This window comes from Bacteroides stercorirosoris (genome assembly GCF_900142015.1).
Taxonomy (GTDB): Bacteria; Bacteroidota; Bacteroidia; order Bacteroidales; family Bacteroidaceae; genus Bacteroides; species Bacteroides stercorirosoris.
Genome location: NZ_FQZN01000017.1, coordinates 82,443 through 99,363 on the forward strand (window position 1 = coordinate 82,443; position 16,921 = coordinate 99,363).

15 protein-coding genes and 1 pseudogene are annotated in these 16,921 nt (G+C 45.4%); 2 read left to right on the forward strand and 14 right to left on the reverse strand.

Features of this window, described 5'->3' with window-relative positions:
- Positions 1 to 48: 48 nt before the first annotated feature.
- The 14 genes and pseudogenes from BUC01_RS13890 to BUC01_RS13960 all read right to left on the reverse strand — a co-directional run bounded on the left by BUC01_RS13890 (position 49) and on the right by BUC01_RS13960 (position 14,100).
- On the reverse strand, positions 49 to 600 hold the full coding sequence (locus tag BUC01_RS13890) for a DUF4738 domain-containing protein (protein ID WP_025831995.1): 552 nt from the start codon (positions 598 to 600) through the stop codon (positions 49 to 51).
- Between the two features lie 259 nt (positions 601 to 859).
- Complete coding sequence (locus tag BUC01_RS13900) at positions 860 to 1,945, reverse strand: metallophosphoesterase (RefSeq protein ID WP_073313999.1); 1,086 nt, start codon at positions 1,943 to 1,945, stop codon at positions 860 to 862.
- A 608-nt stretch (positions 1,946 to 2,553) separates the two neighbouring features.
- On the reverse strand, positions 2,554 to 2,679 hold the full coding sequence (locus BUC01_RS26100) for a hypothetical protein (RefSeq protein ID WP_262484421.1): 126 nt from the start codon (positions 2,677 to 2,679) through the stop codon (positions 2,554 to 2,556).
- Positions 2,680 to 2,896: 217 nt separating this feature from the next.
- A complete protein-coding gene (locus BUC01_RS13910) occupies positions 2,897 to 3,490 on the reverse strand; it encodes a type 1 glutamine amidotransferase family protein (RefSeq protein ID WP_025831991.1) in 594 nt (197 codons plus the stop codon).
- A gap of 85 nt (positions 3,491 to 3,575) precedes the next feature.
- Positions 3,576 to 4,514: pseudogene (locus BUC01_RS13915) on the reverse strand (EFR1 family ferrodoxin).
- A 258-nt stretch (positions 4,515 to 4,772) separates the two neighbouring features.
- A complete protein-coding gene (locus BUC01_RS13920; protein WP_034524301.1) occupies positions 4,773 to 5,849 on the reverse strand; it encodes an MBL fold metallo-hydrolase in 1,077 nt (358 codons plus the stop codon).
- Positions 5,850 to 5,867: 18 nt separating this feature from the next.
- Positions 5,868 to 7,256 (reverse strand): aldo/keto reductase, encoded by a 1,389-nt coding sequence (locus BUC01_RS13925; protein WP_025831987.1) that lies wholly within the window; start codon positions 7,254 to 7,256, stop codon positions 5,868 to 5,870.
- Positions 7,257 to 7,287: 31 nt separating this feature from the next.
- Positions 7,288 to 8,793: a 4Fe-4S binding protein gene (locus BUC01_RS13930; protein ID WP_073314001.1), complete on the reverse strand. Its 1,506-nt coding sequence runs from the start codon at positions 8,791 to 8,793 to the stop codon at positions 7,288 to 7,290.
- 19 nt (positions 8,794 to 8,812) lie between these two features.
- Positions 8,813 to 9,325, reverse strand: coding sequence for a hypothetical protein (locus tag BUC01_RS13935; protein ID WP_025831984.1), 513 nt, complete (start codon positions 9,323 to 9,325; stop codon positions 8,813 to 8,815).
- A gap of 14 nt (positions 9,326 to 9,339) precedes the next feature.
- Positions 9,340 to 11,250, reverse strand: a complete 1,911-nt coding sequence (locus tag BUC01_RS13940) for a TonB-dependent receptor plug domain-containing protein (protein ID WP_025831982.1) — start codon at positions 11,248 to 11,250, stop codon at positions 9,340 to 9,342.
- Positions 11,251 to 11,373: 123 nt separating this feature from the next.
- Positions 11,374 to 12,132 carry a LytR/AlgR family response regulator transcription factor gene (locus tag BUC01_RS13945; protein ID WP_073314003.1) on the reverse strand — a complete coding sequence of 253 codons (759 nt, stop codon included), beginning with the start codon at positions 12,130 to 12,132 and terminating at the stop codon, positions 11,374 to 11,376.
- Positions 12,133 to 12,167: 35 nt separating this feature from the next.
- On the reverse strand, positions 12,168 to 13,184 hold the full coding sequence (locus BUC01_RS13950; protein ID WP_025831980.1) for a sensor histidine kinase: 1,017 nt from the start codon (positions 13,182 to 13,184) through the stop codon (positions 12,168 to 12,170).
- A 245-nt stretch (positions 13,185 to 13,429) separates the two neighbouring features.
- Complete coding sequence (locus BUC01_RS13955; protein WP_073314005.1) at positions 13,430 to 13,747, reverse strand: helix-turn-helix domain-containing protein; 318 nt, start codon at positions 13,745 to 13,747, stop codon at positions 13,430 to 13,432.
- Complete coding sequence (locus BUC01_RS13960; RefSeq protein ID WP_025831978.1) at positions 13,744 to 14,100, reverse strand: type II toxin-antitoxin system RelE/ParE family toxin; 357 nt, start codon at positions 14,098 to 14,100, stop codon at positions 13,744 to 13,746. The genes BUC01_RS13955 and BUC01_RS13960 overlap by 4 nt, the downstream gene beginning before the upstream one ends.
- Before the next feature lie 894 nt (positions 14,101 to 14,994).
- Here BUC01_RS13960 and BUC01_RS13965 point away from each other — a divergent pair.
- Both BUC01_RS13965 and BUC01_RS13970 read left to right on the forward strand, forming a co-directional pair.
- The gene (locus tag BUC01_RS13965) at positions 14,995 to 16,332 is read left to right on the forward strand and encodes an MATE family efflux transporter (protein WP_025831977.1); all 1,338 of its coding nucleotides are present in this window, start codon (positions 14,995 to 14,997) and stop codon (positions 16,330 to 16,332) included.
- A gap of 19 nt (positions 16,333 to 16,351) precedes the next feature.
- Positions 16,352 to 16,897: a Crp/Fnr family transcriptional regulator gene (locus BUC01_RS13970; RefSeq protein WP_025831976.1), complete on the forward strand. Its 546-nt coding sequence runs from the start codon at positions 16,352 to 16,354 to the stop codon at positions 16,895 to 16,897.
- Positions 16,898 to 16,921 lie beyond the last annotated feature (24 nt).

Here is a 16,921-nt window from a genome sequence, read left to right on the forward strand (position 1 = left end):
AAAGAAAACTCATAAATCAGGAAACTTTCTGGAATTCTCAATCTCAACTTACCTAATGCTGTCCGTTTGATACAAATCTTCCAGCAATTCTTCTTTCGCCATGGATATTTTTCCGTCGGGCGTAACCGTCAGCGACAACGGAATATAGAGGTCAGTCTGCGGATAGCAGATGCTTGCCGCATATACAATACCTTTCGGGGTGGTTTTATCATACACGAGTCCTTCGAGGATGGAGTGTTTCAGGAATTTTGCGTCCACCAGCGAAGCAAAATTCTCCTTTGTGAACACCTTATCCACAACGGATTTACCACCGGAAGTTATACGTAACGTGATGCGATTGTCCACGAATTTTTCTCCCTGCTCATTTATCACAATCGGCAGGCTGTCATCGGGTCGGCGAACCACGTTCGACTGATAATCCTTACCCTTATAAGTAAATGTCGTCTTAATATCAGACACCTGCATACGTTGCAAACCGCTGGCATCCACACTGTCTTTCATCAACACCTGTATGTCAACCCCATCTCCCTTTTTCTGTGAAGAACAAGCTGATAACAGCCACACCGCTATACATATACAGAAATAAAATACGTTTTTCATTCTACCATTTGTTTACAATTAACGGGAACAAAGGAACAAAAAGAGAGGCAAAAATACAAGGGAAAGGCAAAATAAATGAAAAACGGGCGAATTCATCATCCGCCCGTTCTAAACTAATACCTGCTTATATTTTATCATACCTATTGAATTACAATATTTATAGGACAAACAAAAAAGCGAAAAGTTTAATCACACTCTTCGCTTTAACAAAAAACAAGATTTAAAGACATTTATATTCTTTTTCCCCGCTATCAATCAATCACATACCTGACAAATTCAATACCGCCATATCACTATTTGTTCCGATTCGGAAAGGAGGCCCCCAAAGGGATAACCCGCTGGACACATAGATGTGTGCTTTACTCCATTTACGATAGCCATGGCTTTGCTCATACAGTCTGTCTGTCAGCCAACTGATAGGCCATACCTGCCCGTGGTGTGTATGTCCGCTGAATTGCAGGTCTATTCCTAAAGAATCTGTTTTCTTCAGATTATAGGGCTGATGATCCAGAACAATCATAGGCTTGCTATTTTCAGTTCGTTTCAATAGTTCAGGCAAAGAACGGCGCGAACGGTTGGAACGGTCGTCACGCCCTATCAGCTGCACTCCATTGGGTAATGTCACCACGGAATCACGTAACAACTGTATCGGAGTAGTCTTTAAGAAACTCACACAGTCATCAATGCCGCTGATATATTCGTGATTGCCCGGAACCATATAAATACCCATCGGAGCTTTCAGTTCCGCCAGTTCTTCCGCCATATTCTCTTTATACAACGGTATAAGGCTGTTGTCTATCAGATCGCCGCCGATAAGTATCAAATCGGGACTTTGGGCGTTTATCATATCCACATAGCGTTTCAACATAGCTTTTCCTGTCCCATTTCCTAAATGCAGGTCACTTACGGCTACAATCTTCATCCCCTTGCCATCTATAGGCTTATCAATCGGAATATTAATATTGTTTATCTGCGGATGAAGATAGTTATAGTAACCATACAGAAGCAGGCAGCAGGTGAAACCTAAAGCATAACAAAAACCATATTTCATTGTCGGTACAAACAGTCTTGTCACATCCGTCAGCAACAGAGCCATTACCATATATAACGTAAGCACCAGCCATGCCGAACCGACATTAAACATTGTTTTCGACAAGGTGGCAGGTATCTCCATGTGGCGGGTCAACAGAGCAATTACCAACGAGAACGCCGCCAGCCAGAAAAAGACAGACAGCAGAATCCTCAGAGGCAACGATGCACCGGACAGCATCTGCAATGCACGAATAAATACGTAAACATTGCCACCTATATAGCCAAGTATAAATATCAGGAAAAACATCCGCATAATTTTTATCAGTTTATATAGCCGCAAAAATATCGTCAAAAAGCCAACTAAGCTCCATTGGCTCAGTTGGCTTTATTCTTAATTATGATTTAATAACATACCTGACTATTTAAGTTTCAAGGTTTATCCGGACGACTCAAGAACCCAAGTTCAGCGTCCAAGCTCTACACAGAGTTTATCATCACTTTTACCTACACACTTACACCCTCGCTCTGCATCTCTTTATTCATCGGCAATACAGCGTGGTGTAAGCAAAGATGTATGAGGTGTAGGCAATTTTACCTACACCTCATACATTTAAGCATATCCCATTCATAATCTTAGGATTATGTCTTTTCAGCACATAAATCGTTAGTTTCTACAACCCTCTACTTTTCAGCTTTCCTTCGTCACTAAGACGCCGAATATGTCGGATAGCAGTATTTTTGTCATTCGTTCTTTTACTTTTTCGCATTCCCGCCCATTTCTGTGATGTCCAGAGTAGGGATTGGTTATGTTAATCTCCTATGTTTCTTCCGTTGGTTGCCTATGTTTCTTGTGTTGATAAGCAATATTTTTGCAGTGTTTACAGCTGTGAATCACGTACTTCACAACTCAGGGCTGACGCATTAAAAATATTTCATGGATAAAAGTTCACAAAGTAGTTTATTATCCCATCCTACTGCCTTTCTTTTCCCTTTTATGCTTCCTTTTCTTTCATTTTTCTTAATAACCATCAGTGCTATTTTATTCATAAGTGAAACGTTTTGTGCCGCATTTCCGGTTTTTCTGCCTGCATCTTCATCAAAAGAGACATACAACTGCCAATGCAAATTGTTTTAGTAGTGTTCTCTATGGTGGAACGCATTAGTATTCGCAGGCAAAGGTACTAAATTCTCCTATTGCTCTGCGAAACCATGTCATCAAAAATCCTTCGTCTTCTCAAAGAATCTCAAAAGCCGCGAGTTTATCTTATTTCAAGAAACCATTCTTATAGAAATCATAAGAAGATTCTATATTTTCCGGAGTATCAGCCTTTAAAAGCAACAGCAGTTCGCGAGTGAACTCCAAATGCCCCGTACCATTAGCGGTCACAATATTCTTATCACTGACAGCTTGTTTTTCCTGATATCCGGCTTCATTGGTATATCGTTCACCGGCAAACTGTTTCAGATATGGAAGCGTGTTACTGGTATGCTTCACATCGTTCAGAAAGCCATGTGCACCCATAAATGCGGACGCATTGCAGATAGCTCCTACTATTTTGCCACGTCGCAAGGCATCTTGCACGATAGGCACCACCAATTCCGATTCGGGTGATTGCCACTGCATGCCGCCTATCAGAATCAATGCTGCATAATCGGCAGGCATAGTCTGAAAACTATAATCCGGCACTGTACGGAATCCGCCTATGGAACGGACTTCATCCAGTGTCGGAGCAACTGTCTTTGGTGTATATTTCACTTCGCTACCCGGTATCACCCCGGCATTTAAAGAAATAGCGAGGAACGCGCCTTCCCAATCGGCATAATCATTCAATAGGAGAAATAAGACTTCCTGTTTCATTGTTTTCAGTTTTTAGAGTTTCATAATCGATCTGCAAAGATACACTAATATGCTAGAAACAAAAATACAGCGCAGTCTACTTAACTTATTGTCTGTTGGCCCTCTTGATATCCATCAGTGAAATGTTTTCATTCCGGTATCGGGCATTCGGATTTCGTTCGCCTCTTGCCAATAAAGGATCTTCATCATTCTTTTTGAACTGAATGGCTTTCTGCGGACAGTTTTGAATGCAGGCGAAACAGAAATCGCAATCTCCCTGCATGGTAATCCCATTTGAAGTAAATTCATAGTTTCCACGCGGACAGACCTCCGTGCAGGCTCCGCAACCGATGCAATTCTCCGTAACGACAAAATACCGTTCACTTTTCTTGAGAAAACCTACTTCAGGATCAAGTCCCGAAAGCGTCATGAATCCTGCATGCATCTGCCGCTCCTCTTCACTTACCGGTTCGTGCCACTCTCGCCTGCGGGAGATGTCCCCGGTGATTCGCTGCAAGTTCTCCGGAATATGCTTCTCTATTTTAATCTGTTCGTTCATGTCGAAGTTCGGCAACCAATTATCCACCATGATGAGCGTGGCAATATAATCAAATGGGTTACCCGCCTCGCGCGATATACCATCTCATATCTCTATCGCGTCGCATTTTCTCGCTCCATAAGTGAGAACTGCGAACTTATATCCTGCTTTCAGCTTAGCTTTCCTGATGAAGTTCCGCACCATATTGGGCGGCATATGGCCATATATCGGATAGACAATACCTATTTCATCCGCCTCGAACTCGTACTGGTTTTGTTTCACCATTTGCGGAATACTCAATAGCTGTCCTTCCTCCCCTGCCAATTGGCGGGCGACATACAAACAGTTTCCCGTAGCAGTGAAATACAAAACAATACGCTTCTTCTGTGTTTTTTCTGCACAAGAAGTCAAAACTGATAATCCTATTGACGAGGTGGCTACTCCTGCGACAATCATACCGATTCTCGCCAAAGCTTCTCTACGGCTGATTCCTTTATCTGTTCCCATATCAGATTCTAATTTGAGGTATTTATACTTTCGTTATTGACAAAACTCACTTTCAATAATGCAAAGTTACACGATAAATAAGGGCGCATCCATAGACGTATTACAGTTTCAAGCACCAATCTTACTGTATATGAAAGCAACCACCTTACAACTGAATAAAAACAATGAGGTGAGCACTATAAAAAACGCTGATATCATTGTCTTTATATGACAACAATATCAGCGTGATCCACTATTTATTACAGAGATGAAAGTTTTCTATAAAGGTACGACCTCCCCAATCACGGGAACCAGCATATTCAGCGAATCTTGTTTCTGCATATTCTTTTCGTTCATCAGAGGTTCATCCCAAGGATGCCTTGCCAGAGCATATTTGGAATGATGTACCGTCAATATTCTTTTCGCTTTCAGTTCTCTGGCAGCCTTTCCCATATCCGAAGGCATCAGATGGATGTACTTCCAGTCTTCATTATATTGGCCGTTCTCCAGAATGGCAAGGTCTATATCGGGAAAGCGTTTTCCGATTTCTTCAAAATGAGAATCATATCCACCGTCTCCTGCCATATATAGCTTCTGAGACGGAGTTTCCAACAGGAAGGACGCCCACAAGGTCTGGTTGGCTTTCAGACCACGCCCGGAGAAATGCCGTGTCGGGAGACAATAAGCGGTAAAGCCGTTATCCAGTGCGGCATTTTCCTGCCAATCCAATTCCACAAGCTGTTCTTTTCTGTATCCCCAATGTTCCAGATGTTCGCCGACACCCAATCCGCAAATCACCTTGCCCACCCGGTCTTTCAGACTTTTCACAGTGCGATAGTCCAAGTGGTCCCAATGATCGTGGCTGATTACCAGATAATCAATGTCCGGCATATCCTCCGGCTTATAAATATCGGTTCCCTTGAATGGTTTATTGACAAAGGACACAGGGGAAGCCATGCAGAATACAGGGTCAACCAGAATACGTTTTCCGTCTATCTGGATAAAGTAAGAGGAATGCCCGAACCAGATGAGTACATCTTTATCACGCTCCAATTTATGCAAGTCCGTTTTAATGGTCGGAACTGCATTCTCCGGTCTCAATCCTTCCGGCTTGCGGAACAGGAAGGAAAGCATCGCTCCAAAACGCCCCTTATCCGACGCCATCACCGGTGTCTGGTGCAGATTGCTGAACTGACCGTCACGGTAATGGGGCGAACGTTTGATTCTCTCCAAGCGCTCACCTTGGGGCAACCTGCCGAAGCTCGGCTGATTGATAAAAGCGAATACGGAAATGCATATTACTGCTATGACCGCTATTAGTATTCCAAACCACATACGTACTTTTGTTTTTCTCATTCTAAATTAGTTTACGAGCTACAACGTTTCCTGTTTCAACTGTTCCACAAACGCATCAATGCGTCTCAGTTCCTTAGGAATATTGATACTCTGCGGACAGTGGGGCGAGCATTGGTCGCAACCGATGCAATGGCTTGCCTGGCGCAGGCGTGGCACACTGCGGTCGTATCCTACAAGGAAAGCACGACGCGCCTGCCTGTAATTCTCATCCTGCTGGCTCTTCGGCACATTGCCTTCATTCACACATTTATTATAATGGATAAGCACAGCAGGAATATCAATACCATACGGGCAAGGCATGCAATATTTGCAGTCATTGCAAGGCACCGTAGGATATTTCAGCATCAACTGCGCCGTTTCTTCCAGAAACTCCTTATCATCCTCGGTCAGAGGAATCAGCGGGGAGTATGTACGGATATTATCTTGCAGATGCTCCATATACGTCATACCACTCAACACCGTCAACACCAGTTCCGGGGAACCGGCAAAGCGGAATGCCCACGACGCCACACTATCTTCCGGGCGACGTTGTTTAAGACGCGTCATGATATGAGTGGGCACATTGGAGAGGCGTCCTCCCAACAGCGGTTCCATAATGACCGCCGGAATATTGCGCTTCACCAATTCATCATACAGATAATCCGCATTCACATTGCGTCCCGAAGCATGTTTCCAATCCACATAATTAAGCTGTATCTGCACAAAATCCCATTTCACTTCATCGTGCAGGGAGAGCGCATAATCATATGTATCTACCGAACCATGAAAAGAGAATCCCAGATTGCGGATACGCCCCGCCTCCCGCTCTTTCAACAGAAATTCCATCATTCCGTTATCAATATACCGTGCCTTGAAAGCCTCCGTTCCGCCACCACCGATGGAGTGGAGCAGATAATAATCGATATAATCCGTCTGCAAATCCTCGAACGACTTGCGATACATGGCAATGGAATTCTCACGGCTATAATTACTGAAATTAGAGAGTTTGGTAGCAATGAACAGTTTCTCACGCGGATGACGTTTCAGCGCAATGCCTGTTGACTTCTCCGACCATCCCTGCACATAAACCGGGGATGTATCGAAATAATTCACCCCGTGTGCGATGGCATAATCCACCAATTCGTTTACGGCATCCTGGTCAATCATATCCCCTTTCCCGTCCGGTGAAGGAACAGTAGGCCAGCGCATACAGCCATAGCCGAGAAGTGAAACACGATCTTTCTGAGCCACAGAGGTGCGGTAAGTCATTTTATCCGTAGGCACCGGCGTAGATGCAGTACCTCCGGGCGTCACCCCGTCTTTTTGCTTGCAGCTATAAAGAGTGGCGGCAGCCGTAGTAGTGGCAGCACTGATACCCACTATTTTCAGGAAATCCCTGCGGTTTATATTTTTATTATGTTCTTCCATATATGTTTCTAACATTTATCACATTATCATCTTATATCACCCTATGTCTCTCATGCCCTTCCACATAAATAGCACTGAACGGACGTGCCGGACAAAGATTCTCACAGGCTCCGCAACCGATGCAACGCTCCACGTTGACGGCCGGGATTTTCGGGGACTTGTCATCATTCGCATCAGAAGGCACCATCGTAATGGCAGCAGCCGGACAATGACGGGCACAGTTTCCACAATTCACCCCGTCCGTCAGGGGCACGCAGTTCTTCTTAATCCACACGGCGTGGCCTATCTGAATAGACGATTTATCGGCCAGACTGGTGAGATGAATAGCATCCGTGGGACACACCTCGGCACACTTGGCACATTCCGGACGGCAATAACCACGTTCATAAGACATCTCCGGCTGCATCAATGTCATCAGATTGCCGGAAGGACGCAATACCTGATTAGGACACACCGACACACAAAGCTGGCAAGCCGTACAATGCTCCGTAAAGTTGCGCGCTCCCAATGAACCTGCCGGGAAAATAGGCGTCGTGCGCTTGGGAATCTTTTTATCTTCGATAACCGCCAGTCCGCCATCCACCTTTTTCTCTTGCGCTTTCAGCAAGGTGCTTGTGGCAAATATGGCTCCGGCAGAGAAGAAGGCACGGCGTGCATTATCCACCTGTTCCGGTGACACGCTATTCACCTTTCCGGCAGCCACCGGTTGCAGTGTTTCTTTACGCGGACGTTCATAGCGGATGGCTCCCTTCTTGCATTTTCCAATGCAATCCATGCAAGCCACACAACGGCTATAATCTATTTTATGGGCTTTCGGGTCGATGCAGGCCGCTTTACAGTTGCGTGCACACAGTCCACAGCCATTGCATTTACTGGTATCAATCACCGGTTTCAGCAAAGAAAAACGTGACAGGAATCCCAGCACCGTGCCCACCGGACAAATCGTATTACAATATGTACGTCCGTTGCGCCAAGCCAGCACAGCCAGAATGACAAACGTCAGGGCAGCTATCGCAAAAGTCCCCACAGCCTTCATCCACACGTCCACGGAATAAAACATATAGCTGTCCGCACGTTCCGCCAGATAGGCAAGCAGGTTATTTCCCCACTGATATACCGGGGCAAAGAGATTGGAGGCAATCCGACCATACGAACTGTAAGGTGCAAGCAGCGCCACCAGAGAGCCGACGCCCCCTATCAAAGCCAATATAAACACGCCCAATACTCCATAGCGCAACCAATTGAGTGCAGGCGAATAAGAGTAGCGGTTCTTCTTCCGCTTTTTGCCCAGCCATGAAACCACGTCCTGAAAGACACCCAGCGGACATATTACCGAACAATACACACGTCCCAAAAGCAACGTCAGCACAATCAGGGCTATCACAACCCCTACATTCAAGGCTAACAACGCAGGCAAGAATTGAATTTTAGCCATCCAGTCGAACCAACCATGCAGTGTCCCCGTGAAGTCGAGGAACAGCAGCGTAATCAGCACAAAGAAGAAAATGGCAACCGTTAGTCTGATTTTTCGTAACATACTTCTATTTTATGGAATATCATTTATAAACCAAATACTTAATGAACAGATAGCCACCCAGCACCTGCAATACCATTCCCGGAATACCGATACGGAAATCCTGAAAGGCAAGAGTGAAGTTACCCAGCATGGCCCACTCGCCCAGTGTGCCCGCAAGCTGATAAGCCAGAACCACCAATGCCAGCATCGGGACAGAAACACGCTTGAAGCGGTTGGCAACAGTTCCGGCAGCCATAGCCAGCAAGGCCGATTTCAGTAGTATAGCCGGAAGCATGCCCGCAGCAGGCATACCGAAAAGCAGATGATTCAAAACCGGAGAAAAGACAGCAGTCAGTAACCCTACTTTCCAACCATATTTATAAGCTGCGATAAGCGTAAAGAAATAAATGGGAAGCAGCGTGAGGCCGCCTTGCGGGATAAGATGGCAAAGCTGAGGCAGAGCCAGGTTGCCCAGAATGAAAAGAGCAGCGGCAAAATACGTTTTCACATTGCCGTAATCCAGAGAATACAGTCTGATAGTTGTTGTTTTCATAATCTATATACTTATTAAAAATTGATGTTTACTCCACCCATAAAAGTAGCTTTCGGCATCGGATAGCCGGCTATTATTTCGTAACGTTGTGCCAGCAGGTTCTCGCCACGCACATAGAACGACAGGTAATGGGTCGCTTTGAAGCTCCCCTGCATATCCCACAGCACAAAGTTCTCCTTGGTTTCCGCATCCAGGTCGGTATAAAGTCCTTTCACATATTGGATGCCCGTAGATGCGCTCCAACGTCCTTTCCTGAAGTTCACACCTCCGTAAAGTTTATGTTCGGGAGATGCCAGCACAGGATTCTCCATATGAAGCCAGCTATAATTTGCCGTGACACCCCATGTTGAATTGAACCGGTATCCTATGTTGGCTTCCGCTCCCCAGTTCTCAATCTCACCGGAGTTCTGGTTCAGCATACCGCTTCCGGCCGGGTTGGGAAGACGCAGAATCAGGTTTTCACCATTGATATAGAACACATTTACGCCGTATGACAAACGGTTTTCCATAAGGCGCTGCGAGAAGGAAAGTTCATAATTCCACAGTTTCTCGGGCTTCAAATCAGGATTTTGCGGAGGGAACATATACATTTCGCGAATGGTGGGATTGCGAAATCCCTTACTTGCCATTGCCTTGATTTCCGCATCTTTCGGGAGGTGGAAGGCCAGACCGACTTGTGGAATAAACTCCGTCCCTGTCTGCGAATGATGGTCTACGCGTGCACCGGCATTCAGTGTGAGCCAGGTGACGATGTCCTGCCGGAAGTCTACATATCCGGCTACTTCATTCAGGGATTTATCCGCCGAAGTTTCACGATGTCCGTCAGAGAATTTGTTCCATGCTTCACCGCCGAAATGAAAATAATCGGCTCCTACAGTCACCCGGTTCCCTTTGAAAAGTTGCAAGCTCTGATACCATGATACACCGAGCATCTGGTCGTTGGAGTTGAAGCGGTAGTCAAGCGGTTTTCCGCCGGGCTGGTAGCCGTCGTTTATCCAGTGGTCTCCCCAGTTATAGAAGAAACTCAATGCTCCCGAGGTCTTTTCGTAATGATTCTCCAGAGCAAAAGAGGTCATACCGCGAGTGATGCGCTGGTCGTTGTCGATATAAGGGCGACTTACCGACCCCGGATTGGTGGCATTGAAACGGGTGATATTCACATCTCCCCACAGCTTCCAGTTGTCCGTGAAGTCATAACCCAACTTGGCATAACCGCCGTATTGTTCAAAGCCCATATCGGCCCGATGCCCGTCCGTACGATTATAAGAAGCCGTCACCGTACTGCTGAAACGTCCTTTCCGGATGCGGTTGGTAGCTTCGGTCTGCAAGGTTCCATAAGAACCGGCACCGATGTTGATGCTTGTATTCACACCGTCTTCCTGCATCTTGCGGGTGACGATGTTGATGACGCCACCCATGGCATTGGAACCGTAAAGCACCGATGCCGGACCACGAAGCACTTCCACTCGCTCCGCCATCATCGTTTGGTAAGCATCGGCGATGGGATGTCCCATCAAACCCATATATTGAGGATGTCCGTCAATCAAAACCAACAGTCCGGTAGTGGGTAACCCCGCCTGTGCAGGACCTCCGATTCCACGCAGCGACATCTGTCCTGATGCACCTGTGGCCACACCATACCCCATCACACCGCGTGAAGTGGAGAAGAAACCGGGCACCTGGGAGTTCAGCACCGGAAGTACGGAAGCCTGTTGGCTCGCTTCAAGTTGCGGACGTCCCACCACTGATACGGTCATGGGCAGATGGCGTACATCCGTTTCGCTGCGTGTGCCCGTCACCACCACTTCATTAATAGCGTAGCTTCTCGCTACCTGTGTGCTGTCCTTGCCGGTTTGTGCTTGCAGGCTTGCCGCACTTATCAAGCAGCCTGTACATAATGCAAGTATCGTTCTCTCTTTTTTCATCTTTAAAAACACTCTTTTTATTCTATAATAGTTTTCGATTGCAAATATAGGGACTGTTGTCAACAGAAACCGTAGACAAATTACAGTAGTATATACCTAAATTACTGATTAACGTCCTGTAACCTAACCGTTATTACTCACCAGCCACGACTTGAACTCAGACGCTTTATTCTTACTGATATAGACACGTTCGGGAACCTCCACATCGAGCGTCACCAACAGGCGGCTATCGAACCAGATGGTTATATCCGTCACGCTGTTCCTGGCTATGATGAATTGCTTATTCGCCCGGATAAAGTCGGCGGGATTCAGAGAGGACATTATCTGTTCCAACGTCTTGGAGTACGGATACAGGGTCCCGTCTTTCAGATACACACACGTATTCTTATCCGCCGTATAAAAACACGAAACATCCCTCAGACTGACAGGCAGCAATTTATCTTTATAGGGAATCAATAGCTTGTCTTTATATCTGGGCGCCGGTGCCAACAGGTTCAACTGAGACAAGTATTGCAGAATATCCTGACGGGTCAGCTTGCTATACTTATCCAGTGCATGCTTCACATCCTCCACCTTCACCGGTTTCAGCAGGTAGTCCACGCTGTTCACCTTAAAGGCTTCTATCGCATAACGGTCGTATGCCGTCGTAAAAACAATGGGGGTTTCCAGTTCCATCTTGTCGAAGATGGTAAATGCCGAGCCGTCCGACAAATGTATATCCATGAATATCAAATCCGGAGCCGGATTGGATTGCAGCCAATGGATAGTCTGGGTCACACTTTCCGTATTACCGGAAATCTGAATATCATAGGAGACTTCCTTAAGAATATCTACCAGATTCTCATAAGCGGCAGTCTCGTCTTCTACAATAAGCACTCTCATATCGCTACTCTTTTGTTTTGATATTGATTCTATTTTTATTTTAAAGGGAGATACACCCGGAATGTTTCTTCATCGCACTCCACCCGGATTTGCTTGTTCATCAGCAAAGCGAAACGGCTTTCCAGATTCTTCAATCCGGTTCCGTTGGTATCGGGCGGAGAGAGTTTGGGGTAAACAGGATTGGACACCACCAACTCGTTCCGCTCGTTCAGCCGGATGGAGATTTCCATCTTATGTTCACTGTCTATCATATTATGAACGGTCACGTTCTCCACTAGTGGGAGCAATGAAAGCACCGGCAATGTCAGTTCATCCTGCACAGCCTCGTCTACCCGGATGGAGAACACCAGCTTATTGGCAAAGCGCACCTCCATCACGTAGCGGAAAGACTGGATGAATTCCAGTTCCTCCCTCAGCGTGACGAGCCCCTTCTTGTCACTCTGAAGAATGTAGCGGAAGATGTCGGACAACTCATGCACGTACATCAGTGTTTTCTCGTCATCCTTCTTGCGGATGAGCGATTGCACTCCGTTCAGTGAGTTAAAAAAGAAATGCGGGTTTATCTGGTTGGCCAATGCATCGCAACGGCTTTGCAAGTTCTCTATGCGCAGGCGCTCAATCTCGTGTTCCTTCTCCCGTTGTTTGGAGTAGAGCATGGAGATGTGACCGATAAGCGTGCAGAGGGAACACAGGATGAAGAATTGGGAAAGCAAGGTGCTGCCCAGAAAGTCGGTGCGGATGCCATACGAGGCAATCCAGTAGGAAACGGATGCAAACCCCGCGTAGGCAAGCAACGAATAGCCGAAGTTGCGGGCAAAGCGTTCCTTAAACTGTGCATCCGGTAGCCGGCGCAGATTATAGCGTATCAACAGGCTAATCAGTGCCCAGAAGAAAAAGAAACGGTAGGCGAAATACCAATAAAACCCTGCGCAAACTCCCCAGAATTGTATATCCCAGGGGAGGCAGGCTATGTTGGGATATATAATGAAAACCGCACTAATCAGGCTGACCAGCGGCAGTTTACGGCTTATGTAGGTATCGAATGAGGACATACGGTTTTCTTCTTTTCTGCAAAGAAAAACAAAATTATCGAGACGCGGTAGCGGCAAAAGAGGCAAAACGAAAAAACAGGGGGTAAAAGCGAATTTAACTTAAAAGGAAAGAGAGTGCATTAAAGATGAAAGAGGCAGAACTCACCACAGATTACACGGATTGACACAGATTAAAATTAAAAAATTGATTATCAAAATAGATAATCTGTGGAAATCTGTGAAATCTGTGGTTAAAAAGACTTTCTTTAAAGAATAGTCAGACTGACCCTTTTCCCCAACCCTTCGAAAATGCGGAAGAGAGTGGAAAGTTGTACATCTGCTTTTCCATTTTCGATACGTGAGATATAGGTTTTCTTTGTACCTATTTTCGCGGCAAGCTGCTCTTGGGTAAGACCGGCTTTCAGACGTTCTTCTTTCAGACGTTCTGCAAGAATAAAGGCTTCTGCACCCCGTTCAAATTCATTGCGTTCCGGTGTGCCTTTCTGCCCGTATTCCACATCCAATATTTCATCAAAGGTATGGCATCCTTTGACTGATTTTGCTTTAGCATTTGTTTCACTCATAGTCTATTTCCTTTCTTCTTTAAATCAAAATATTCTTTCATAATTGAGGTTGCCTTTTCTATTTCTTTTAGAGGTGTCTTTTGTGTTTTCTTTTGAAAACCATTAAAGAGCACAACCAGTTTTCCTTCATCAAAGCAACAGAATATGCGAAAGATATTGCTTTCCATTTCTATTCTTATCTCAAATAGTCCTCTGACATTCTCTATATTTCGAAAGAATCTGGAAGGAATATGTTCTTCTACACGCAGGAGATTGAGTACATAATTTATTTTTTGTCTCACAGAAGATACTTGTTTATCATAAAACTCTGCAAAATAATCCCCATGCACGATTATTTCTCTTTTATATTCCATTACTGTTTTATTTTACCGCAAAGTTAACTATATAATTAACTTACGCAATCCATTCCTGCACATTTAACATCATCTTATTCTTCCATTCCCTCTCCATCTCAGAATAAATAAGCGGGAATAGCACTTTCACCTGATTTATCGTGTGCCGATACAACTGGCTAATTGACACTTTGCATATTTGAACGGCTGAGAATGCGTTGTTTTTGTCCGGATGCCTGTGTGAATGAAAACACAGCAGTAAAAAGATGTAAGAACAAGACAAGCAGCAAGATACATAAATATATACATTTAAAATAGCAGGAAATAGGGGCTGAAATGACGGATACGGCAGTGCGAGGTGACGGTTGTACAAGTGTTGGATGCCGGAACTATAGATGTTAGGCGTCGGAACTATAGATGTCAGCCGTCGGAACTATAGATGTGACGCGTCAGAAGTATAGATGCAACGTGTCCGATATAGATATCCAACGTATAAAATCTGTATAAGCAGGGCTTGACGCATAAAGAAATAGTATATATATGCATATTAAGCGGATTACCATTTCTATTTCTTCCTTTTTGTAAAACAGCATTGTAAGGGAAATCGGTGATTAGTTTATCTTTTCATACCTATGTAGAGAAAGACCTATCTTTTTGTTATGACAACACAGCAAAGATATGTCTTTGAAATTTCTTTTTATATAAATTCCGGATATAATTTGGTGGTTATAAAAACATTGCCCACATTTGCACCCCGAAAACGAAGACAGGAAATTAAAATCCTCATCGGAGGGCATAATAATCAATAATTAGGATGCCGGATAAGATGAATGGTGCAAATCATTCATCCTGTCCGGCACTTTTTTTTATACTAATAATAACAGCTTTAGCCAAATTGACGAAAGAACAAGTTCAATGAAAGAGTTAGATTTGACACAAGGCAGCGTTCCGAAAGTACTGTTGCAGTTTGCAGTACCCTTCCTGATAGCGAATGCACTTCAGGCATTCTACGGGGGTGCCGACCTCTTTGTTGTGGGGCAATATGATGATTCTGCAAGCGTGGCAGCCGTTGCCATCGGCAGCCAGGTGATGCAGACCATTACGGGTATCATTCTCGGAATTACCACGGGAACCACCGTATTGATTGCCATTGCAACCGGAGCCAAAAACGACCGACAGGTGGCTTCCACAATCGGTTCGTCCGTGTGGTTGTTTTCAATTATCGGCGTGGTGCTTACGCTGGTGATGGTTCTTTTCCATAGCCGGATTGCCAGCCTGATGCATACTCCGGAAGAGGCTATGGCAGATACGAAGAGTTATATCCTGGTGTGTTCCGTGGGTATCCTATTTATTGTGGGCTACAACGTGGTGTGCGGCATCCTGCGTGGGCTGGGTGACTCGAAAACTCCCCTCTATTTTGTGGGACTGGCCTGCGTGATCAATATCGTTCTCGATTTCGTATTGGTGGGATATATTCATCTCGGGCCTATCGGGGCCGCCATTGCCACGGTTACAGCACAGAGTGTCAGTTTTGCGATAGCGCTTTGGTTTCTGCATCGGCGAGGATTTCACTTTGAGTTCACGAAGCGGGACATCCGGCTGAACAGAGTTCTGTCCAAAAGAGTGCTGACACTGGGCGCTCCCATAGCCTTGCAGGATGCACTGATTAATGTCTCGTTTCTGATAATCACCGTTATCGTGAACCAGATGGGAGTGATTGCATCGGCTTCACTGGGTGTAGTGGAGAAAATCATCGTATTCGCCATGTTGCCTCCGATGGCCATATCATCGGCCGTGGCAACCATGACAGCACAGAATTATGGTGCAGGATTGATACAGCGGATGAACAAGTGCCTACTTTCCGGAATAGGGTTTGCTCTCGTTTTCGGATTGTCGGTTTGCCTCTATTCGCAATTCCTGCCCGAAACGCTTACGGCTTTTTTCACTAAAGACCCGGCTGTGGTGGCTATGGCGGCGGAATATCTGCGGGGATACAGCATCGACTGCGTCATTGTCAGTTTCGTGTTCTGTATAAATTCCTACTTCAGCGGACAGGGAAATTCACTGTTCCCGATGATTCACAGTCTGATAGCGACTTTCTTGTTCCGTATTCCGTTGTCGTACTGGTTCAGCCAGATAGACAGTTCATCACTGTTCATTATGGGGTTCGCTCCGCCCATCTCGACAGTGGTTTCGTTGCTGATATGTATTTGGTATTTGAGATATAGCAGAAAAAAAACGAACGTACATTAACCCCAAAAATCAAGTTGTTATGGAAGCTTATTTGAAAAAGCTCTGTTCGGAAAACCAGGTTACCGAACAGGAAATGAAAAAGTTGTTGGCTCGCATGAAAATGATGCATTTGGACAAAGGAACAATGCTGGCTCCGGAAGCAGCCGATGAATCGGGTCTGTATATCATTGCCTCCGGCATTCTCCATGCATTCACCTCATGTGAAGGAGTGGACAAGACGATTGAGTTCTTGTCGGCGGGAGACACTTTGTTTTGTTATCACACAGACGAGTGTTCCGTAAAATCCCTGACCAAAAGCATAGTCTACTATATCGGTGGAGACGAAGTTGAAGAGTTATGCGCAGCCTCAACGTCGTTCGCCAATTTAATCCGCCAACTGACAGAGCATCAGCTCCACTTCAGAGAGGAGATGTATGTAAATGCGCATAAGCAGACGGTGAAAGAGAGATACTTGTCACTGTTTACCCACATCCCCGACATCCTGCACAGGGTTCCTTTAGAGTATATCACTTCTTATTTAGGAACGGAAGTCACCAGTCTGGGATATGTGGCAGGAAGATACTGATATGCATTTTCCCTACTTTTAGGA